Source organism: Streptomyces sp. YIM 130001, from assembly GCF_003574445.1.
Taxonomy (GTDB): Bacteria; Actinomycetota; Actinomycetes; order Streptomycetales; family Streptomycetaceae; genus Streptomyces.
The window spans coordinates 135400-156817 of sequence record NZ_KZ984552.1 but is presented as its reverse complement, the minus strand read 5'-3'; the positions used below and the strand labels follow the sequence as shown (position 1 = coordinate 156817).

At 71.6% G+C, this 21418-nt stretch carries 16 protein-coding genes; 6 read left to right on the top strand and 10 right to left on the bottom strand.

The window, feature by feature from the left end:
- Window positions 1-5 precede the first annotated feature (5 nt).
- The 4 genes from DSC45_RS10675 to DSC45_RS10660 form a co-directional block, all read right to left on the bottom strand.
- On the bottom strand, window positions 6-1313 hold the full coding sequence (locus DSC45_RS10675) for a sugar ABC transporter substrate-binding protein (RefSeq protein WP_119289486.1): 1308 nt from the start codon (window positions 1311-1313) through the stop codon (window positions 6-8).
- A gap of 367 nt (window positions 1314-1680) precedes the next feature.
- The gene (locus DSC45_RS10670) at window positions 1681-3141 is read right to left on the bottom strand and encodes a glutamate synthase subunit beta (protein ID WP_119289484.1); all 1461 of its coding nucleotides are present in this window, start codon (window positions 3139-3141) and stop codon (window positions 1681-1683) included.
- Window positions 3134-7711, bottom strand: a complete 4578-nt coding sequence (gene gltB, locus DSC45_RS10665) for a glutamate synthase large subunit (RefSeq protein ID WP_119289483.1) — start codon at window positions 7709-7711, stop codon at window positions 3134-3136. Before gltB ends, DSC45_RS10670 begins: the two co-directional genes overlap by 8 nt.
- Window positions 7712-8039: 328 nt before the next feature.
- Window positions 8040-8771: a VIT1/CCC1 transporter family protein gene (locus tag DSC45_RS10660; protein WP_119289481.1), complete on the bottom strand. Its 732-nt coding sequence runs from the start codon at window positions 8769-8771 to the stop codon at window positions 8040-8042.
- 386 nt (window positions 8772-9157) lie between these two features.
- Between DSC45_RS10660 and DSC45_RS10655 the strand changes: the two genes are divergently transcribed.
- The 6 genes from DSC45_RS10655 to DSC45_RS10630 are packed head-to-tail and all read left to right on the top strand — an operon-like array spanning window position 9158 to window position 16042.
- The gene (locus DSC45_RS10655) at window positions 9158-10168 is read left to right on the top strand and encodes an ADP-ribosylglycohydrolase family protein (RefSeq protein ID WP_119289931.1); all 1011 of its coding nucleotides are present in this window, start codon (window positions 9158-9160) and stop codon (window positions 10166-10168) included.
- Window positions 10165-11355: an ADP-ribosylglycohydrolase family protein gene (locus DSC45_RS10650; RefSeq protein WP_119289479.1), complete on the top strand. Its 1191-nt coding sequence runs from the start codon at window positions 10165-10167 to the stop codon at window positions 11353-11355. The genes DSC45_RS10655 and DSC45_RS10650 overlap by 4 nt, the downstream gene beginning before the upstream one ends.
- Before the next feature lie 25 nt (window positions 11356-11380).
- Complete coding sequence (locus DSC45_RS10645; RefSeq protein ID WP_119289478.1) at window positions 11381-12526, top strand: ADP-ribosylglycohydrolase family protein; 1146 nt, start codon at window positions 11381-11383, stop codon at window positions 12524-12526.
- Window positions 12523-13941 (top strand): ADP-ribosylglycohydrolase family protein, encoded by a 1419-nt coding sequence (locus tag DSC45_RS10640; RefSeq protein ID WP_119289476.1) that lies wholly within the window; start codon window positions 12523-12525, stop codon window positions 13939-13941. Before DSC45_RS10645 ends, DSC45_RS10640 begins: the two co-directional genes overlap by 4 nt.
- Complete coding sequence (locus tag DSC45_RS10635; RefSeq protein WP_119289474.1) at window positions 13938-15149, top strand: CaiB/BaiF CoA transferase family protein; 1212 nt, start codon at window positions 13938-13940, stop codon at window positions 15147-15149. Before DSC45_RS10640 ends, DSC45_RS10635 begins: the two co-directional genes overlap by 4 nt.
- Window positions 15146-16042 carry an HpcH/HpaI aldolase/citrate lyase family protein gene (locus tag DSC45_RS10630; RefSeq protein ID WP_119289473.1) on the top strand — a complete coding sequence of 299 codons (897 nt, stop codon included), beginning with the start codon at window positions 15146-15148 and terminating at the stop codon, window positions 16040-16042. The genes DSC45_RS10635 and DSC45_RS10630 overlap by 4 nt, the downstream gene beginning before the upstream one ends.
- Window positions 16043-16114: 72 nt before the next feature.
- Here DSC45_RS10630 and lgt read toward each other — a convergent pair whose 3' ends face one another.
- The 6 genes from lgt to trpC all read right to left on the bottom strand — a co-directional run bounded on the left by lgt (window position 16115) and on the right by trpC (window position 21275).
- The gene (gene lgt / locus DSC45_RS10625) at window positions 16115-17098 is read right to left on the bottom strand and encodes a prolipoprotein diacylglyceryl transferase (RefSeq protein WP_119289471.1); all 984 of its coding nucleotides are present in this window, start codon (window positions 17096-17098) and stop codon (window positions 16115-16117) included.
- Window positions 17099-17203: 105 nt separating this feature from the next.
- Complete coding sequence (locus DSC45_RS10620; RefSeq protein WP_119289470.1) at window positions 17204-17974, bottom strand: DsbA family protein; 771 nt, start codon at window positions 17972-17974, stop codon at window positions 17204-17206.
- Window positions 17975-18036: 62 nt separating this feature from the next.
- On the bottom strand, window positions 18037-18852 hold the full coding sequence (gene trpA / locus DSC45_RS10615; RefSeq protein WP_119289468.1) for a tryptophan synthase subunit alpha: 816 nt from the start codon (window positions 18850-18852) through the stop codon (window positions 18037-18039).
- Window positions 18849-20087, bottom strand: coding sequence for a tryptophan synthase subunit beta (trpB, locus tag DSC45_RS10610; protein ID WP_119289466.1), 1239 nt, complete (start codon window positions 20085-20087; stop codon window positions 18849-18851). The genes trpA and trpB overlap by 4 nt, the downstream gene beginning before the upstream one ends.
- Window positions 20088-20293: 206 nt before the next feature.
- The gene (locus tag DSC45_RS36910) at window positions 20294-20494 is read right to left on the bottom strand and encodes a tryptophan biosynthesis modulator TrpM (RefSeq protein ID WP_346426655.1); all 201 of its coding nucleotides are present in this window, start codon (window positions 20492-20494) and stop codon (window positions 20294-20296) included.
- On the bottom strand, window positions 20466-21275 hold the full coding sequence (trpC, locus tag DSC45_RS10605) for an indole-3-glycerol phosphate synthase TrpC (RefSeq protein ID WP_119289465.1): 810 nt from the start codon (window positions 21273-21275) through the stop codon (window positions 20466-20468). The genes DSC45_RS36910 and trpC overlap by 29 nt, the downstream gene beginning before the upstream one ends.
- Window positions 21276-21418 lie beyond the last annotated feature (143 nt).

The following is a 21418-nucleotide window of genomic DNA, read 5'->3' as shown; positions in this document are numbered from 1 at the left end:
TGCAGTTACTCGTCCTTGGCGAAGATGGCGTCCATGTCCTTGGCGGCCTTGTCGGCGGCGTCCTTGACGCTCGCCTTGCCGTTCAGGATCGACTGGACCATTCCGGTGACCACCTGCGAGGCCTGGATCTCGGCGTACGCCTTGGTCTTCGGGACCGTGGCGCCGGCCTCGATCATCTGCTTGGCGAACGGTTCGACCAGCGGGTCCTTCTTCGCGGCGATCTTCTCCAGTTCGGAGTTCTGGCCGGGGAAGTAGTTGGTCTCCTCGGCCCACTGGGTGGCGAACTTGCCGGTGGTGATCATCTTGACGAACTCCCAGGCCAGTTCCTTCTGGTCCGTGTCGAACGTGGACAGGTAGGAGCCGCCGAGGAAGGAGCGGCCCATGCCGCCGTCCTGGCCGGGGATCGGGACCGCGGCGAGCTTGCCCTTGAGGTCCGGGTTGGCGTCGACGATCGCCTTGGGCGTCCAGTTGCCGCCCACCGACATGGCGACCTCGCCCTTGTTCCAGGCGTCGCCGACCTCCTTCTCGGTCCAGGTGTTCGCCTTGGCCGGGGAGACCTTGTCCTTCTTCGCGAGGTCTGTGTAGTACTGGATGCCCTCGATCGACTCCTTGGAGTTGATCTCGGACTTCCACTTGTCGCCCTTCTCGACGGCGAGTTCACCGTCCGAGCCCCAGATGAAGGCGGTGGCGAACATCTCCGCGCCGCCCGCGACCGGGAACGGGATCATGTCCGGTTCCTTGTCCTTGAGCGTGAGGGCGGCCGCGCGCAGCTCCTTCCAGTTGGTCGGAGCCTTGATCTTGTGCTTCTCGAAGACGTCCTTGCGGTAGACGATCGAGCGGACGCCCGCGTACCAGGGCATGCCGTACTGCTTGCCGTCGAGCGTTCCCGCGTCCTTGAGGCCCTCGACGAGGTCGTCGCTGAGGCCGGATTCCTTGACCTTGTCCGTGACGTCGACGAGCGCGTCGGCGTCGGCGAACTGGGGCACCCAGGTGGTGCCGACCTCGGCGACGTCGGGCACCTGGTCCGGGCCGCCCTCGATGGCGGTGGTGAACTTCTTCTGGGCGGTGGCCCATTGCTGGTACTCGACCTTGATCTTCGCGCCGGTCTTCTTCTCGAAGGCCTTGCCGGCCGCCTTGAAGAACGGCCGTGCGTCGGGATTGGTCCCCTCCATGATCCAGACGGTGAGGGTCTTGCCCTTGCCGTCCGTGGCGGAACCACCGCTCTCGCTGTCGCCCCCGTCGTCGCCGCCGCATGCGGTTGCGGTCAGTCCGAGCGTCATGGCGATTCCCGCCGCGATGACACGTCGTTTCATACCAGCGCCTCCTGAGTGGCGATCCGTTGCTGGGGTGATTGTGGTCACCGCGCCGGGGTGAGGTCTAGACCCATCTGAATACGCGGCCGAACCGTAATCACCATTGCGGTAGCCGCAACATGTGCAGACGGTACTGCGCTGGACGCAACGTGCAACGGATCTTGTCCCGCACAGCGGGCGATCCTCCGGCACTGAGGCAGGTCCGGGGCCGCCGACCGGGCCCGGACATACCGCGGCGCCTGCCCTGTCGTCCGGTCGGGGACAGTCGGGGCAGGCGCCGCAGTCAGTTCCGTACGCCGTTGTACGGGACGTCTTCAGGCGGCCGCGCGGACGGCAACTGCCGCCCGCGGGACGCAGGTCGGATCGGTCAGACGGTGAGCGACCGGTCGGTGGGCCGGATCGGGGCCGGCAGCTCGCTGACTCCGGTCAGGAAGTGGTCGACGCCGCGGGCGGCCGAGCGGCCCTCCGCGATCGCCCACACGATCAGGGACTGGCCGCGGCCAGCGTCACCGGCAACGTACACGCCGGGCACGTTCGTCCGGTAATCGGCGTCGCGGGCGATATTGCCGCGCTCGTCCAGGTCGAGGCCGAACTGCGTGACGAGGCCGTTCTCCTGGTCGGTGCCGGTGAAGCCCATCGCGAGCGTGACCAGCTGGGCGGGGATCTTCCGCTCGGTGCCGGGCTTCTGGGTGAGCTTGCCGTCCACGAACTCGACCTCGATGAGGTGCAGGAACTGCACGTTCCCGTCCTCGTCGCCCTCGAAGTGGGTGGTGGAGACGGAGTAGATCCGCTCGCCGCCCTCCTCGTGCGCGGAGGTGACCTTGTAGAGCATCGGGAAGGTCGGCCAGGGCTGGCCCTCGGCCCGCTCCTCGCCCGGCTTCGGCATGATCTCCAGCTGGGTGACGGAGGCGGCGCCCTGCCGGTGGGCGGTGCCCACGCAGTCGGCTCCGGTGTCGCCGCCGCCGATGACGACGACGTGCTTGCCCTCGGCGGTGATGGGCGGCTGTACGTAGTCGCCCTCCTGCACCTTGTTGGCGAGCGGCAGGTACTCCATGGCGAAGTGGATGCCGTTCAGTTCGCGGCCCGGCGCGGGCAGGTCGCGGGAGACCGTGGCGCCCGCGGCGACGACCACGGCGTCGTAGCGCTTGCGCAGGTCGCGGGCGGTGATGTCGCGGCCGATCTCGACGCCGGTGCGGAACTTGGTGCCCTCCGCGCGCATCTGCTCGATACGGCGGTTGATGTGCCGCTTCTCCATCTTGAACTCCGGGATGCCGTACCGGAGCAGGCCGCCGACGCGGTCGGCGCGCTCGTAGACGGCGACCGTGTGGCCGGCCCGGGTCAGCTGCTGGGCGGCGGCGAGACCGGCCGGGCCCGAGCCGATGACGGCGACGGTCTTGCCGGACAGTCGCTCGGGAGCCTGCGGCGCGACGTCACCGTTGTCCCAGGCCTTGTCGATGATCGAGACCTCGACGTTCTTGATGGTCACGGCGGGCTGGTTGATGCCGAGCACGCACGCCGACTCGCACGGGGCGGGGCAGAGCCGCCCGGTGAACTCCGGGAAGTTGTTCGTGGCGTGCAGCCGCTCGGAGGCGGCCTCCCAGTCCTCGCGGTAGGCGTAGTCGTTCCACTCGGGGATCAGGTTCCCGAGCGGGCAGCCGTTGTGGCAGAACGGGATGCCGCAGTCCATGCAGCGCGAGGCCTGCTCGGAGATGATCGGCAGCAGCGAGCCGGGAACGTAGACCTCGTTCCAGTCCTGCACCCGCTCACCGACGGGGCGCGAAGTGGCGACCTCGCGGCCGTGGTTCAAGAAGCCCTTCGGGTCAGCCATGGGTCGCCGCCTCCATCATCTTCTCGGTGATCTCGGACTCGGGGAGTCCGGCTCGCTCGGCGGCGTCCTTGGCGGCGAGCACTGCCTTGTACGTGCTGGGGATGATCTTGCTGAAACGCGCCACACCGCCGCCCGGGGTGTCCCACTCGGCGAGCAGCTTGGCGGCGACCGTGGAGCCGGTCTCCTCCTGGTGGCGGCGCACGACGTCGTGCAGCCACTGCTTGTCGCTGTCGTCGAGGGACTCGACCGCGCCGGCGTTGCCGGCGTTGACGTTGTCCCGGTCGAGGTCGATGACGTACGCGATGCCGCCGGACATGCCGGCCGCGAAGTTCCGGCCGGTCTCGCCGAGCACCACGGCGTGACCGCCGGTCATGTACTCGCAGCCGTGGTCGCCCACGCCCTCGGAGACCACGGTGGCGCCGGAGTTGCGGACGCAGAAGCGCTCGCCGGTGCGGCCGCGCAGGAACAGCTCGCCGCCGGTCGCGCCGTACGCGATGGTGTTGCCGGCGATCGTCGAGTACTCGGCGAGGTGGTCGGCGCCGCGGTCCGGGCGGACGACGACGCGGCCGCCGGACAGGCCCTTGCCGACGTAGTCGTTGGCGTCGCCCTCCAGGCGGAGCGTGACACCGCGCGGCACGAAGGCACCGAAGGACTGGCCCGCGGAGCCGGTGAAGGTGATGTCGACGGTGTCGTCGGGCAGGCCCGCGCCGCCGAACTTCCGGGTCACCTCGTGGCCGAGCATGGTGCCGACGGTCCGGTTGATGTTGCGGATCGCGACCTGGGCGCGGACCGGCCGGGCGTCCTCGGCCGAGTCGGCGGCCAGGGCGTCGGCGGACAGCTTGATCAGTTCCTTGTCCAGCGCCTTGGCCAGACCGTGGTCCTGCTCGACGAGCTGGTGGCGGACGGCGCCCTCGGGCAGGTCCGGCACGTGGAAGAGCGGCTCGAGGTCGAGGCCCTGTGCCTTCCAGTGGTCCACGGCCCGCTCGGTGTCGAGGAGTTCGGCGTGGCCGACGGCCTCCTCGATGGTGCGGAAGCCGAGCTCGGCGAGCAGCTCGCGGACCTCTTCGGCGATGAACTCGAAGAAGTTCACGACGTACTCGGCCTTGCCGGAGAACCGCTCGCGCAGCGTCGGGTTCTGCGTGGCGATGCCGACCGGGCAGGTGTCCAGGTGGCAGACGCGCATCATGACGCAGCCGGAGACGACCAGCGGCGCAGTCGCGAAGCCGAACTCCTCGGCGCCGAGCAGGGCGGCGATGACCACGTCGCGGCCGGTCTTGAGCTGTCCGTCGGTCTGCACCACGATCCGGTCGCGCAGGCCGTTGAGCAGCAGGGTCTGCTGGGTCTCGGCGAGGCCGAGCTCCCAGGGGCCGCCGGCGTGCTTGAGGGAGGTCAGCGGCGATGCGCCGGTACCGCCGTCGTGGCCGGAGATGAGCACGACGTCCGCGTGCGCCTTGGAGACACCGGCGGCGACGGTGCCGACGCCGACCTCGGAGACCAGCTTCACGTGGATGCGGGCGTTCGGGTTGGCGTTCTTCAGGTCGTGGATCAGCTGGGCGAGATCCTCGATCGAGTAGATGTCGTGGTGCGGCGGCGGGGAGATGAGCCCCACGCCCGGCGTCGAGTGCCGGGTCTTCGCCACCCACGGGTAGACCTTGTGGCCGGGCAGCTGACCGCCCTCGCCGGGCTTGGCGCCCTGCGCCATCTTGATCTGGATGTCGTCGGAGTTGACCAGGTACTCGCTGGTCACGCCGAAGCGGCCGGAGGCGACCTGCTTGATGGACGAGCGGCGTGCCGGGTCGTAGAGGCGGTCCGCGTCCTCGCCGCCCTCACCGGTGTTGGACTTGCCGCCCAGCTGGTTCATGGCGATGGCGAGCGTCTCGTGCGCCTCGCGGGAGATGGAGCCGTACGACATGGCGCCGGTGGAGAAGCGCTTGACGATCTCGGAGGCGGGCTCGACCTCGTCGATGGAGATCGACGGGCGGTCGCCGGCGAAGCCGAAGAGTCCGCGCAGCGTCATCAGCCGCTCGGACTGCTCGTTCACCCGCTCCGTGTACTTCTTGAAGATGTCGTAGCGCCGGTTGCGGGTGGCGTGCTGCAGGCGGAAGACGGTGTCCGGGTCGAACAGGTGCGGCTCGCCCTCGCGGCGCCACTGGTACTCGCCGCCGATCTCGAGCGCGCGGTGTGCGGAGGGGACGCCGGAGGCCGGGTAGGCCTTGGCGTGCCGGGCGGCGACCTCCTGGGCGACGACGTCGATGCCGACGCCGCCGATCTTGGTGGTGGTGCCGTTGAAGTACCGCTCGACGAAGGCCTGGTCGAGACCGACGGCCTCGAAGACCTGCGCGCCGCGGTAGGAGGCGACGGTCGAGATGCCCATCTTGGACATGACCTTGAGGACGCCCTTGCCGAGCGCGTAGATCAGGTTCCGGATGGCCTGCTCGGACTCGATACCCGGCAGGAAGGTGCCGGCCCTGACCAGGTCCTCGACGGACTCCATCGCCAGGTACGGGTTGACGGCCGCGGCGCCGTAGCCGATGAGCAGGGCCACGTGGTGGACCTCGCGCACATCGCCGGCCTCGACGAGCAGGCCCACCTGGGTGCGCTGCTTGGTGCGGATCAGGTGGTGGTGCACGGCCGCGGTGAGCAGCAGCGACGGGATCGGCGCGTGCTCGGCGTCGGAGTGCCGGTCGGAGAGCACGATCAGGCGGGCGCCGGCCTCGATGGCGGCGTCGGCCTCGGCGCACATCTCCTCGATACGGGCGCCGAGTGCGTCACCGCCGCCGGAGACCCGGTAGAGGCCGGACAGGGTCACGGCCGCCATACCCGGCATGTCGCCGTCGGCGTTGATGTGGATGAGCTTGGCGAGCTCGTCGTTGTCGATGACCGGGAACGGCAGGGTGACGCTGCGGCAGGACGCGGCGGTCGGCTCGAGCAGGTTGCCCTGCGGGCCGAGCGAGGAGTGCAGCGAGGTGACGAGCTCCTCGCGGATCGCGTCCAGCGGCGGGTTGGTGACCTGCGCGAACAGCTGGGTGAAGTAGTCGAATATCAGCCGCGGGCGGGCCGAGAGGGCCGCGATCGGGCTGTCGGTGCCCATCGAGCCGATCGGCTCGGCACCGGCCTTCGCCATCGGCGTGAGCAGGACGCGCAGCTCTTCCTCGGTGTAGCCGAAGGTCTGCTGGCGGCGGGTGACCGAGGCGTGGGTGTGCACGATGTGCTCGCGCTCGGGGAGGTCCTCGAGCTCGATCTCGCCGGCCTCGAGCCATTCCTCGTAGGGCTGCTCGGCGGCGAGCGAGGACTTGATCTCGTCGTCCTCGATGATGCGGTGCTCGGCGGTGTCCACCAGGAACATCCGGCCGGGCTGCAGGCGGCCCTTGCGGACCACCTTCGCCGGGTCGATGTCGAGTACGCCGACCTCGGAGCCGAGCACGACGAGGCCGTCGTCGGTGACCCAGTAACGCCCGGGGCGCAGGCCGTTGCGGTCGAGGACCGCGCCGACCTGGGTGCCGTCGGTGAAGGTGACGCAGGCCGGGCCGTCCCAGGGCTCCATCATCGTGGAGTGGTACTGGTAGAAGGCGCGGCGGGCCGGCTCCATGGAGGCGTGGTTCTCCCAGGCCTCCGGGATCATCATCAGGACCGAGTGCGGCAGCGAACGCCCGCCCAGGTGCAGGAGTTCGAGTACCTCGTCGAAGGACGCCGAGTCGGAGGCGTCGGGCGTGCAGACGGGGAAGATCCGCTCGATCTGCTGCTCGCCGAAGAGGCTGGAGGCGAGCTGCGACTCGCGGGCGCGCATCCAGTTCCGGTTGCCCTTGACGGTGTTGATCTCGCCGTTGTGCGCGACGAACCGGTAGGGGTGGGCGAGCGGCCAGCTCGGGAAGGTGTTCGTGGAGAAGCGCGAGTGGACCAGGGAGATCGCGGACGCGAAGCGGCGGTCCGAGAGATCCGGGAAGAACGGCTCCAGCTGCCCGGTGGTCAGCATCCCCTTGTAGACGATCGTCCGTGCGGACAGCGACGGGAAGTACGTCGCGGCCTCGTGCTCGGCGCGCTTGCGCAGGACGAAGGCCTTGCGGTCGAGGGCAATGCCGGTGGCGGGCGTCCGGGCGGAGTCCGCGACGAAGAGCTGACGGAACTGGGGCATCGTCGAGCGGGCGGAGGCACCGAGCAGCCCCGGGGCGACCGGCACGTCGCGCCAGCCGAGGACGGTGAGGCCCTCCTCGGCGGCGATGGCCTCGATCCGGGCGGCCGAGTCGGCGGCGGTCGGCTCGGGAAGGAAGGCGATGCCGACCGCGTATCCGCCGGCGTCGGGCAGCGGGAAGCCGGTGACCTCGTCGAGGAAGGCGTGCGGGACCTGCAGCAGGATGCCTGCGCCGTCACCCGAGTCCGGCTCGGATCCGGTGGCGCCGCGGTGTTCGAGATTGCGCAGTACGGTCAGCGCCTGCTCGACCAGCTCGTGGCTGGCCCTACCGGTCAAGGTGGCCACAAAGCCGACGCCGCAGGCGTCGTGCTCGTTACGGGGGTCGTACATTCCCTGCGCTGCAGGGCGACCCTCCATGGGCGACCAGGCGTCGGAACGCATGGGCTCTCCCGTCGTCGTCGAGGCAAAGGTGCGCGGTGCTTCAAGGGACGACGTTGGCCCTCATGTCCAAAAAATTTCGTGCAGATTACATGATGGCCCGATTCTCGGGAACCGGATACGGCGTTCCATCATGCGGACACCACGGGTGGCGGTGGAATATGGGCCGTAACGGACGGATCGGCGCTTTCGGCGATCCGGGCCCGGGGGCGGCTGGGGCTTCATTGCCCTCAGCGCTTACGGCTCATGCCCTGCTGCCCGCCGGTCGAAACCGTCGAGTAACAGTCAACGTTGCCAAGGTATGCGGCCCGTTGCATAACTTGGCAGTCGCTCATCCTACGGCCGTCCCGAACACGGTGCCCAGGGCGTACGTCACACCCGCCGCCGCGCCACCGAGCGCCAGCTGCCGAAGGCCGCTGTACCACCAGGACCGCGCGGTCACCCTGGCGACCACCGCACCGCACCCGAAGAGGCCGAGCAGCGCGAGGGCCACCGCGGGCCACAGGTCGTCGGCTCCGAGCAGATACGGCAGCACGGGGAGCAGCGCGCCGAGGGCGAAGGAACCGAACGACGAGACCGCCGCCACCATGGGCGAGGGCAGGTCGCTCGGGTCGATGCCCAGCTCCTCGCGGGCGTGTATCTCGAGCGCCTGCTCCGGGTCCTTCGACAGCTGCCGGGCCACCTCGCGGGCGAGCGCGGGCTCGACGCCGCGTGCCTCGTACAGGGTGGCCAGCTCCGCCTCCTCGTCCTGCGGGTGCTTGCGCAGTTCCCGGCGTTCGACGGCCAGCTCCGCCTGGACCAGTTCGCGCTGCGAGGCGACCGAGGTGTACTCGCCCGCGGCCATGGAGAAGGCGCCGGCCGCGAGTCCGGCGAGCCCGGTGATCACGATCGTCTGGTGGCCGGCCGAGCCGCCGGCGACGCCGGTCATCAGGGCCAGGTTGGAGACCAGGCCGTCCATCGCTCCGAACACCGCGGGTCGCAGCCAGCCGCCGTTCACATCGCGGTGCGTGTGGTTGTCGCGGTGGCCCTCGTGCAGTGCTGCCTCGGTGTCGATGATGGACATCGCTCGCGTCTCTCCTCGTCCTGTGCCCTCGTAGGGCGGCGGTCCGATCGGCCCGCATCCCGCCCCGTTGCCTCGAAAGTACGCACGGAAAACGGCTCCCGCCAGCAAGGAAGGCCGTACTTACCGGAGTTGGCCGGTGGTCAGGAAGGCCTTACTCACCCGGGGCGTACGACCGGCGAGGGGGCCGTCCTCGACTCGGTGGCGCCGCAGGTCGCGGGCTGTCGGCCGGGACGTCGGCGGGAGACGGGCGGATGTGCGGTGGGCGGGTGACGTCGGCGTCGGTACCGCTGGAGCGGGCCGCCGGCGTGGCACAGATCGAGGAACGCGAAGAGCTCGGGTGCAGCCGTCGGGCCCGGGCCTCGCTCACCCGAGTGCAGGAGGCCGCCATGGTGTCGATCGCATGCAACCACCAGGTTCCGGTGCCGGGAGGCGCCGCGGGGCTTCGCGACCGGGCCCGCGGCGCGCTGCTCGGTCTGGCTGTCGGTGACGCGCTCGGGGCGCCCGCCGAGAACCTCAAGCCCTCCGAGATCCGACGCCGTTGGGGCCGGATCGAGGGCTTCGTGGTGGACGATCCGGCCGGCACGGACGACACGGAGTACGCGATCTTCTCCGGACTGCTGCTGGCCCGGTACGGATCCGCGCTCACGGTGGCCAGGGCCGAGACTGCCTGGCACCGGTGGATCGCCGACGTCGACGAGGGGCCCTTCCGTGGTGCCGGCTTCAGCGAGCGCGGCACCCTGGAGAACCTGCGCCGTGGCCTGGCCGCGCCGGTCACCGCGCAGCACCGGCACGCGTGGAGCGACGGGCTCGCCATGCGGGCGGCGCCGTTCGGAGTGTTCGCCGCGGGGCGGCCGGCGGAGGCCGCGCGGCTGGTCGCGATCGACGGCACGGTCAGTCACGAGGGCGAGGGCATCTACGGCGGGCAGGCGGTCGCCGCGGGGGTGGCGGCGGCGATGGTGGGGGCGGGTCCCGCGTCGGTGATCGGTGCCGCGCTCTCCGTCGTACCGATGGACTCCTGGACGGCGCGGTCGCTGCGCAGGGCGGTGGTGGCGGCGCCCGCCGGTGAGCGGGCGGTGCGGTCCGCGGTAGTGGTCGCTGGATACCCCTGGACGGATCTGGCGCCGGAGGCCGTGGGGCTCGCCTTCGGCGCGTTCGCCGCGGCGCTCGGCGACTTCCGCACCGCCGTCCTGACCGCGGTGAACATGGGGCGCGACGCGGACACCACCGCGGCCGTGGCCGGTGCGCTGGCCGGGGCGGTGCACGGGGCGGACGCGATCCCCGCGGAATGGGGCTCGGCGATCGGCCAGGTCCGCGGGAGCTGTCTGCCGACGATGCAGGGCTACCACGTCCTGGACATCGCGGACCTGCTCACCCCGGACGAGGAAGCGACCCGATGACCGCCCCCACGAACCAGGACCACGCCCGCACGCCGTCCGCGACCACCGCTCCCCCGTCCACCACGGACCGTGGCAAGCGGATCGAGGGGCTGCTGCTCGGGATCGCCGCCGGGGACGCGGCCGGATGGCCCGCGGCACGGCACCGGGCCGCGCGGATGCCCGAGTGGACCCGTCGCCTGACCCGCGAGCTCGACACCTTCGCGGAGCAGAACGCCACCACCACACTGCCCGTGCCGATCGCCCTGAACCAGCCGCCCGAGCCGCTCCGCCTCGGCCCGTCCGACGACGCCGAATGGGCCGCGCACACCGCGCTCGCGGTGCTCGCCGGCGTCCGTGCCGCGTCGGCCGGGGGCGTACCGGCCGATGCGGCCGTACGGTCCGGGGTGGCGCGTTCCTGGCAGGTGCTGGCGGCGCGGATCGCCGCCGCGTCGCAGGCCGCGCCCGAGGTGGAGTCCGCGGTGATCCCGTTGCGGGCCCGGATCTCGGTGCGGGCGGGGCTGGGCAATCTGGCCACCGGTCTGCGCCCGCCGGCCACCGGTCACGACAACCCGCACTACTTCGACGACGCGGCCTGCGTACGCGGCTGTGTGCTCGCCGCGGTGCACCCCGGGGATCCCGCGGCGGCGGCCCGGCTCGCCGAGTTCGACGCCCGCTACACCCAGGACGGCGACGGGGTGCACGGGGCCCGGGCGATGGCGGCTGCGGTCGCCGAGGCGCTCGCCGGGGCGGACGTGGACACCGCCGTCGCGGCGGCGCTCGGCATGCTGCCCGAGGACACCGAGATCGGCCGCAACGCCCGGTACGCGGTGCGGATCGCGCGGGCGGCGGACGATGTGTTCGGTCTCGTCCCGCAGCTCGAGCACCGCATCGTCGACCACGTCTACAGCTACGGCATCGCGGCGGCCGAGACCGTACCCGTGGCGCTCGCCCTCGCCGTATCGGCCCGCGGCGACCTCACCCGGGCGGTGCCGGCCGCGGCCTGTCTGTCCCGGGTCGCGGACTCGGCGCCCGCCCTGGCCGGAGCGCTCACCGGGGCGCTCGGCTCGACGCTGCCGGAGTCCTGGCGGGAGGCCTGCCGCACGCTCTGCGGCTGCGCACTCCCCCGGCTCGCGGGGACCGATCTGTGCGGCCTTGCGGCCGAACTGGCCGGAGAACTCGCCGAAGTGTGCGTGCGCCCCGCCAACTGACCGCCCATCGGTGGACAATTCCGGCATGACAGCGACGCTCGCACTCGAGGACCGGATCACCCGCAGCCTGGTCGGAGCGGCGGTCGGCGACGCGCTCGGCGGCCCCGTGGAGGGCTGGACGCCCGAGCAGATCGCCGAACGCCACGGCGGCCGCATCCGCGGCATCGTCGGCCCCTGGCACGAGGACTGGCGCACAGCACGTCCCATCGCGCCGTACCACAAGGGCGACGGGCACGTCACCGACGACACCTTGATGACCCACGCCCTGATCCGCGTGTACGAGACGGTCCGCGACCATCTCGACGCCTACGCGGTGGCCGACCACCTCGTGCCCGAACTCATCGGCGCCCCGCGCTGGATCCCCGAGCTGGAGGCCGAGGCGCTCCCGCTGCAGCGGATCTTCCTCGCCGAGAAGTGGATCGTGGCACGGCTGCACTACGGCCACGTCGACCCGCGCGAGGCAGGCAGCGGCAACATCGTCAACTGCGGTGCGGCCATGTACATGGCGCCGGTCGGACTGGTGAACGCAGCCCACCCGCGAGCGGCCTACGCCGAGGCGCTCGACGTGGCGGGCCCCCACCAGTCGTCGTACGGGCGGGAGGCTGCCGGGGTGTTCGCGGCGGCGGTGGCGGCCGCGTGCACCCCCGGCGCCACCGCGTCGTCCGTGGTGGAAGCCGCCCTCGCCCTCGCCAAGGACGGGACCCGCTCGGCGATCGAGGCGGTGGCCGAAGTCGCCGCCCGGTACGAGGACTTCGAGCCGGCGCTGCGTCCGCTGCGCGAGGCGGTGGCTCCCTTCGACACGGTCGGCCCCGACTACCGTGCCCCTTCACTCGGCGCCCGCAGGCCCTCGCGGCTGCACGCCATCGAGGAACTGCCGATCGCGCTCGGCATGCTGCTCGTCGGCGCGGGCGACTACCGCCGGACCGTGCTCGGATGCGTCAACTACGGCCGGGACTGTGACTCCATCGCCACCATGGGCGGCGCGGTGGCGGGCGCTCTGGGCTCGGCGGCACCGGACGAGTGGGCGAAGCGGGTCGGGGAGGCGAGCCGGATCGACCTGGAGGCACCGGCGCGTGGCCTCACGGCCGTCACCGAGGAGGTCTTCGTACGCGACCGGGACCGCCACCTCGCGCACGCGGCGGCCTTCAGCGCGCTGACGGCCCGGACATGACCGGCTCCGCGCTGCGCGTCACCTGGGTGCAGCCCGAGGATCTGGTCGGGCACGAGCTGCGGCAGGCGGCGGAGGACGGGCGGGACGCGCGGGACGTGGAGGCCCGGTGGCTGGCGGCGGGCGGCCTGCCCGCTCCCGCGCGGGCCGGCGCCTCGTCGCCTCCGGCGCCTGCGGGACTGCGCCGCCTGGCGGTCCAACTCCTGGACGAACTCGCCCTGTTGCCACGCGAGGGCCCCGGGCGTGAGCCGGACGGCCCGGACGCGATCCGTGCGGCCTGCCCCGACTGGCCGACCGCACCGGGCCCCGTGGCCGGGACCGACGACGCGCTGCTCGAGCGGCTGCATGCCGCCTGGCTCGGCAGAGCCGCCGGCTGTCTGCTCGGCAAGCCGGTCGAGAAGCTGCCTCTGACCGGCATCAGGCAGCTGGCGCGCGCAGCCGGCAACTGGCCGCTCACCGGCTGGTTCACCGCCCGCGGCGTCCCGGCCGAGCTGCTCGCCACGTACCCCTGGAACGCCCGCAGCGCCGCCACCTCGCTGGCCGAGAACATCGACGGCATGCCGGAGGACGACGACCTCAACTACCCGCTGCTCAACCTGCTCCTGACGCAGCGTCATGGCCGGGGGTTCACCACATCGGACGTGGCCCGGGTGTGGTTGGACGAGCTGCCTGCGGGCCGTACGTTCACCGCGGAACGCGTCGCGTACCGCAATCTGCTGACCGGGCTCGTACCGCCGGACACCGCCCGCCACCGCAATCCGTTCCGGGAGTGGATCGGTGCACTGATCCGGGCCGATCTGCACGGCTGGACGCACCCGGGCGATCCGGGAGCCGCAGCCGAACAAGCGGCCAGGGATGCCGCGTTGACCCATTCCGGCAACGGCGTGTACGCCGCGATGTTCGCCGCAGCTGCCGTGGCCCGCGCGGCCGACGGCAGCTCGGACGTGCATGCCGCGCTACGGACCGGCCTCTCGGTCGTACCACCGCGCTCGCGCCTGGCCGGCGCGGTCCGCCACGGGATCCGACTGGCCCTGGAGGAGCCGGACTTCGACCTCGTCGTCGACTCCCTGCACCAGGCCTACGGCCAGTACCACTGGGTGCACGCCGTTCCCAACTCCGCGCTGCTCGCGGCCGCGCTCACCCGCGGCGACGGCGACTTCGGCGCCACCGTCTGCCGGGCCGTGTCCTGCGGACTGGACACCGACTCCAACGGGGCGACCGCAGGCTCCATCGCGGGCCTGCTCGCCGGGCACCCGGACGCACTCGGCGCGGCTTGGACCGCCCCGCTCGCCGGACGCCTGGCCACCTCGGTCGGGGGCCTGGACGGCATCGGATTCGACCGGCTCGCCCGGCTCACGCTCCAGCAGACCCACCGTCCCGCACCGGGGACACGACCAGGGAGAGCCACCACCCGATGACCTCCGCACCGCCCGCGCCGTCGGCCCCGCCCCTGCGGGGGCTGCGCGTCCTCGACCTCGCGACCCTCTTCGCCGGACCGTTGGCCGCCACCATGCTCGGCGACTTCGGCGCCGAGGTGATCAAGGTCGAGCACCCCCACCGCCCCGACCCGTCCCGCGGCCACGGCCCCGCCAAGGACGGCATCGGCCTGTGGTGGAAGCTGCTCGGCCGCAACAAACGCACCGTCACCCTCGACCTGTCCACCCCCGGCGGCCGCTCCACCCTGCTCACGCTCGCCGCCACCGCGGACGTCGTCGTCGAGAACTTCCGGCCCGGCACCCTGGAGAAGTGGGGCCTCGGCTGGGACGAGTTGAGCACCGCCAACCCCCGGCTCGTCCTCGCCCGCGTCACCGGCTTCGGGCAGTTCGGCCCGTACGCGCGCAGACCCGGGTTCGGCACGCTCGCCGAGGCGATGAGCGGCTTCGCGGCGATCACCGGGGAGCCGGACGGGCCGCCCACGCTGCCGCCGTTCGGTCTCGCCGACTCGATCGCCGGTCTCGCCACCGCGTACGCCGTCATGACGGCGCTCGCCGGACGCGAGCGGACCGGCCGCGGTCAGGTCGTCGACCTGGCCATCATCGAGCCGATCCTGACGGTCCTCGGCCCCCAGCCCCTCTGGTACGACCAGCTCGGCTATGTACAGCCCCGCACCGGCAACCGCTCCACCAACAACGCACCCCGCAACACCTACCGGACCTCCGACGGAAGATGGGTGGCCGTCTCCACCTCGGCCCAGTCCGTCGCCGAGCGGGTGATGCGCCTGGTCGGCCGCCCCGAGCTGATCGCCGAGCCGTGGTTCGCCACCGGCGCCGAACGGGCCGCGCACGCGGACGTACTCGACCAGGCGGTCGGCTCCTGGATCGCGGCGCACTCCCGGGACGATGTCGTCACCGCCTTCGAGCGCGCCGAGGCTGCGGTCGCGCCGGTCAACGACGTACGGGACGTGATGCACGACCCGCAGTACGCGGCCCTGGACACCCTCACCACCGTCGACGACCCCGAACTCGGTCCGCTGCACATGCAGAACGTCCTCTTCCGGCTCTCCGACACCCCCGGCTCGATCCGCTGGTCCGGCCGCCCGCACGGCGCGGACACCGACACCGTCCTCGCCGAACTCGGCCTGACGGAGCACGAGATCACCGCCCTGCGCGAGGAGGGCGCGGTATGACGACCCCGCCCGCGCCGGCGGTCCCCGAGCCCCCGGCGGCACACCGACCGCCCGAACCACCGTCCGCCCCTGCCCCGCTCACCTGGCTCTACGTCCCGGGCGACCGCCCCGACACGGTGGCCAAGGCACTGAGGTCCGGCGCCGATACCGTGATCGTCGACCTGGAGGACGCGGTACGTCCGGACCGCAAGGAGTACGCCCGCGCCGCCACCGCGGAGCTGCTCACCGAGCGTCCGCCCGTCCCGGTGCACGTCCGCGTCAACGCCCTGGACGGCCCGCTGGCCGGTCCCGACATCCGGGCTCTCGCGGGCCTGCCCGGCCTCGGCGGCCTGCGGCTGCCCAAGGTCGACTCCGCGACGACCGTGGTGCGGGTGGCCGAACTGTCCGACGCCACACCGCTGTTCGCCCTCCTCGAGTCCGCCCTCGGCATCGAGCGGGCGTACCGCATCGCGAGCGCGCACCCGGCATTGCACGGCATCGCCATCGGCGAGACGGATCTACGGGCGGAGCTCGGCCTCGACCCGCCGGCGGACCCCGCGGGCGCCGCCGACACAGGGCTGGACTGGGCACGGGGCCGGACGGTGTGCGCGGCACGTGCGGCCGGTCTGCCGCCGCCGGCGCAGTCGGTGCACCCTGACGTACGGGACCTCGAAGGGCTCGCCGCTTCGTGTGCGCGCGGGCGTGCGCTGGGGTTCCTCGGCCGGGCGGCGATCCATCCGCGCCAACTACCGGTGATCGAGGCGGCCTACCGGCCGACCCCCGCACAGCTCGCCGCGGCCCGCGAGATCGTCGCGGCGGACGGCGAGGGCGCGGTGGCGCTCCCGGACGGCCGTTTCGTGGACACCGCGGTGGTCGCGGCGGCGCGGCGGGTACTGGGGCGGGCCCGGGAGTGAGGGAAAACGTCGGGGCGCCCCTTCGCCAGGGGCGCCCCGATGGTGCTCAGGTGTGCTGCTCGGCTCTGCCGGTCAGCTCTTCTTCAGCGACTCGGGCTTGTCGTCGGCCGCGGAATCCTCGGCGTCCCCGTCAAAGGCGTCGTCGGCGTCCTTCTTCTTGCCCTCGGCCTTGTCGTCGCTCCGGGCGTCGCTCTTGTCATCGCTCTTGGAGTCGTCCGCGGCGGCCGGCCCGGCATCCGGGTCCCGGTCGATGATCTCCTCGCGCCCGGGGTGCTTACGTCCGGCCAGAACGATGTAGACGACGGCGAGCACGAAGACGGCGATGGCCGTCCAGACGTTGAGCCTGAGGCCGAACCATTCGTGGGCCTGGTCGACCCGCATGTACTCGATCCAGCCGCGCCCCGCGCAGTACGCGGCGACGTACAGGGCGAACGCCCGGCCGTGTCCGAGCTTGAAGCGGCGGTCCGCCCAGATCACCAGGATCGCGACGCCGATGCACCACAGCGACTCGTACAGGAAGGTCGGGTGGTACGTGCCGGGGACCCGGCCGTCGTCGGCGCGGGTGATCTCGAGGGCCCAGGGCAGGTCGGTGGCCTTGCCGTAGAGCTCCTGGTTGAACCAGTTGCCCCAGCGGCCGATGGCCTGGGCGATCGCGATGCCCGGGGCCACGGCGTCCGCGTAGGCGGGCAGCGGGATGCCCCGCCGGCGGCAGCCGATCCAGGCACCCACCGCGCCGAGCGCGATGGCGCCCCAGATACCGAGGCCGCCTTCCCAGATCTTGAAGGCGTCCACCCAATTACGGCCCTCGCTGAAGTACAGCTGGTAGTCCGTGATCACGTGGTAGAGCCGGCCACCGACCAGGCCGAAGGGCACGGCCCAGACGGCGATGTCGGCGACGGTGCCGGGGCGGCCGCCCCGGGCGACCCACCGCCTGCCACCGAGCCAGACGGCTACGAAGACGCCGATGATGATGCAGAACGCGTAGCCGCGCAGGGGAACGCCGAAGGCGTCGATCTCACCCTGGGACGGACTCGGAATGAAGGCAAGGAGTTCCATGGCGAGGTCGACGCTACCGCGCCCCGACCGCCCCCGGGCAATCCACCCGGCCTAACGGCTCCATAACGGGTCCGATTCTCCCGCCGCCCGAGGCTCCCCTGCGCGTCATTTCGCCTCGACGCGCTGCTTCAGCTGCTGCGGCGTGACCGGGTTCTTCTCGTCCGCGAAGATGTCCTTCCCGTCGAGCATCACCGTGGGTGTGCCCCGGAATCCGCCCTTCTGGAAAGCCTCGTTGGACTTGCCGACCCAGCTCTCGTAGGTGCCGTCCTCGACGCATTTCTTGAACTTCCCCGTCTCGAGACCCTTCACCTGTCCGGCGAGCTCGAGCAGGCGGTCGTTCTCGGCGAAGGCGTCGTCCGATTCCTGCGGCTGGTTCTTGTAGAGGACGTCGTGGTACTCGGGGAACCTGCCGGCGTCCTGGGCGCAGACGGCGGCGTTCGCCGCGTTCCGCGAGCCGGTGCCGCCCATGTTGCCGTCGATGATCGTGGCGAGGTGGTACTCGACCTTGAGGAGGCCCTTGTCGGCGAGCTCGTTGATCGTCGGGCTGTACTGCGTCTCGAACTGGGCGCAGGCCGGGCAGCGGAAGTCCTCCCAGATGGTCAGGGTGGATTTGGCGGTGGGCTTGCCGGCGGGGATCGCCAGTCTGTCCTTTCCGGCCGCCCCCTTCGGCTCCACCAGGGGGCCGGCGGACTCCTTCTTGTCGTCGCCCGAGTTCGCCGCGACGATGCCGACCACGGCGGCGAGGCCGAGTACACACACCACGGCCGACGCGACGATCAGTGTCCGGCGGCGCCGCTCACGGCTCTTGTCGCGCTCGCGCTCCGCTGCCAGCCGCTCGCGGGCTGTGCGCTTTCCCTCACGGTTGTTCTCACTCACATCCCGCAAACGAACCGGGGAGGCCCCAGCGAGCCTCCCCGGTTCATGTCCACCCGTTCGAGCTACCCGCGCTTTCGCACACCCGCGGCCAGTTCGGCGGTCAGAGACCGTACGGCCGCCAGGCCCGCGGCGGTGTCCTCGGCATCGAGCATGGCCTTGACGAAGGCGGAGCCGACGATCACGCCGTCGGCGAAGCCGGCCACCTCGGCCGCCTGCTCGGCGTTGGAGACTCCGAGGCCGACGCAGACCGGGAGTTCGGTGCTGACCCGGGTGCGACGCACCAGGTCCGCGGCCTGCTCACCGACCGAGGCGCGGGTGCCGGTGACGCCCATCAGGGAGGCGGCGTAGACGAATCCGGAGCCGACCGCGGTGATCTGCGCGAGCCGTTCGTCGCGGCTGCTCGGGGCGACCACGAAGACCGTGGCCAGCGAGTGCTTGGCCGCGTGCTCGCGCCACAGCGCTGACTCCTCGACCGGCAGGTCCGGCAGGATGCAGCCCGCGCCGCCCGCCTCGGCGAGCTCGGCGGTGAAGCGCTCCACGCCGTAGCGGTCGATGGGGTTCCAGTACGTCATCACCAGGACCGGCTTGCCGGTCGCGGCGTGCGCCTCGCGGACCGTGCGGATCACGTCGGCGATCTTGAGGCCGGCCTTGAGCGCGATGTCGTCGGCGGTCTGGATGACAGGCCCGTCGAGCACCGGGTCACTGTGCGGAAGGCCGACCTCCACGACGTCGGCGCCGGACTCCAGGACGGCCTTGACCGCCTCGATGCCGCCGTCGACGGTCGGGAAGCCGGCCGGCAGGTACGCGATCAGCGCGGCCCGGTTCTCGGACTTCGCGGTGGCGAGGGCGTCGTTCAACAGCTGGATGTTGCCGCTCACTTGGAGCCCTCCTCGTCGTACAGGCCGAAGTAGCGTGCGGCCGTGTCCATGTCCTTGTCGCCGCGTCCGGAGAGGTTGACGACGAGCAGCCCGTCCTTGCCGAGCTCCTTGCCGACGTCGAGCGCGCCGGCGAGAGCGTGCGCGCTCTCGATGGCCGGGATGATGCCCTCGGTGCGCGACAGCAGGTGCAGGGCCTGCATCGCCGCGTCGTCGGTCACCGCCCGGTACTCGCCGCGCCCGCTGTCCTTGAGGTACGCGTGCTCCGGTCCGATGCCCGGGTAGTCGAGGCCCGCCGAGATCGAGTACGGCTCGGTGATCTGGCCCTCCTCGTCCTGCAGGACGTAACTGCGGGAGCCGTGCAGGATGCCGGGCTCGCCCGCGGTCAGGGTGGCCGCGTGCTCGCCGGTCTCGACGCCGTGCCCCGCGGGCTCGCAGCCGACCAGGCGTACGCCCGTGTCCGGGACGAAGGCGTGGAAGAGGCCGATGGCGTTGGAGCCGCCGCCGACGCAGGCGACGGCGGCGTCGGGCAGCCGGCCCGCGCGCTCGAGCAGCTGGCGCCTGGCCTCCACACCGATGACCCGGTGGAAGTCGCGCACCATGGCCGGGAAGGGGTGCGGGCCCGCGACCGTGCCGAACAGGTAGTGGGTGCGGTCCACGTTGGCGACCCAGTCGCGGAACGCCTCGTTGATGGCGTCCTTGAGGGTGCGGGAACCGGACTTGACGGCGATCACCTCGGCGCCGAGCATCCGCATCCGGGCCACGTTCAGGGCCTGGCGCTCGGTGTCGATCTCGCCCATGTAGATGGTGCATTCGAGGCCGAACAGGGCGCAGGCGGTGGCGGTGGCCACGCCGTGCTGTCCGGCGCCGGTCTCGGCGATGACGCGGGTCTTGCCCATGCGGCGGGTGAGCAGGGCCTGCCCGAGCACGTTGTTGATCTTGTGGGATCCGGTGTGGTTGAGGTCCTCACGCTTGAGGAACACCCGGGCTCCGCCTGCGTGTTCGGCGAAGCGGGGGACCTCGGTGAGGGCGCTGGGGCGGCCCGTGTAGTTCACCAGGAGGTCGTCGAGTTCGCGGGCGAACTCGGGGTCCTGCTTGGCCTTGTCGTACTCGACGGCGACCTCGTCGACCGCGGCGACCAGGGCCTCGGGGATGAACTTTCCACCGAAGGCGCCGAAGTAGCCCTCGGCGCTGGGAACTTGACCCTCCGGGTCAGGAATGAAGAACTGACTGGACATGTGCGACATGCTCCTGTTCGGGGCGGCTCTTGCCCCGGATGTCCGGCTGGATGGTGGTCACGGTACGGGGCACTGCGCCTGCTGCGGGCATTCCCGGGTCCCGCCCCTTCGCCGTTTCGCCTTCGAGCGCCGCAGGGGCTCGGACAGCCCTGAGGTGCTTGAGGAGTTTCGGGAAGGGGTGGGGCCGGGGACGGAAGAATCCCAGCTCAGCCGCGGACGAACCCCGTGCCCGGACGCCATCGCATGCCGTTCACCTGGCCCGGCTCGGAGCCGATCACGTAACGCACCCGCCGCCCGTGGACCCTGCGCGCGGGCGCGCGGCAGCCACGCGGCCGGCAGCCGGGTGCGAGACGGACGGAGATGGACACGGTGGAAGCCTCAGCCCCGCCCGTGCCGCAGCGCGGGATGCGCGCCAGCCGCCACCAGGTCGACGACGGCGGACTTCGGGTCCTTGCCGGTGACCAGGGACTCGCCGACGAGCACCGCGTCAGCGCCGTCGTTCGCGTAGGCGATCAGGTCGTGCGGACCGCGCACGCCGGACTCGGCGATCCGGACCACGTCGTTCGGCAGCTCCGGAGCGACCCGGGTGAAGGTCGAGCGGTCCACCTTGAGGGTCTTCAGGTCGCGCGCGTTGACCCCGATGATCCGCGCGCCGGCCTCCACCGCACGCTCCGCCTCCTCCTCGTCGTGCACCTCGACGAGCGGGGTGAGCCCGATGGACTCGGCACGCTCCACGAGGGAGACGAGAGCGGGCTGTTCGAGGGCGGAGACGATGAGCAGCACCAGGTCGGCGCCGTACGCCCGCGCCTCCCACAGCTGGTAGGAGGTGACGATGAAGTCCTTGCGCAGGACGGGGATGTCGACCTTGGCGCGGACCGCCTCCAGGTCGGCGAGCGAGCCGCCGAACCGGCGCTGCTCGGTGAGTACGGAGATGACCGAGGCGCCGCCCGCCTCGTAGTCGGCGGCGAGGGCCGCCGGGTCGGCGATCGCGGCGAGCGCGCCCTTGGACGGGCTGGAACGCTTGACCTCGCAGATCACCTTCACACCGTCGCCGCGCAGTGCGGCGTAGCCGTCCTTGGCCGGGGGTGCCTTCTCCGCACGCTCCTTGAGCTCGTCGAGGCTGACGCGCGCCTGCCGCTCGGCGAGGTCCTCACGCACGCCTTCGATGATCTCGTCGAGCACACTCACGCGAGCGGCCCCCTTCCCGTACGGCTGAGGTTCGGTTCCGGTCGGATCCGGCTTTCCGATGGTGCACTGCGATGGTATCCGTCACGGGACGCAGGGCCCGCATCCGGTGGAGTCCGGTCCCACCACCTGGACTCTTTGCATGA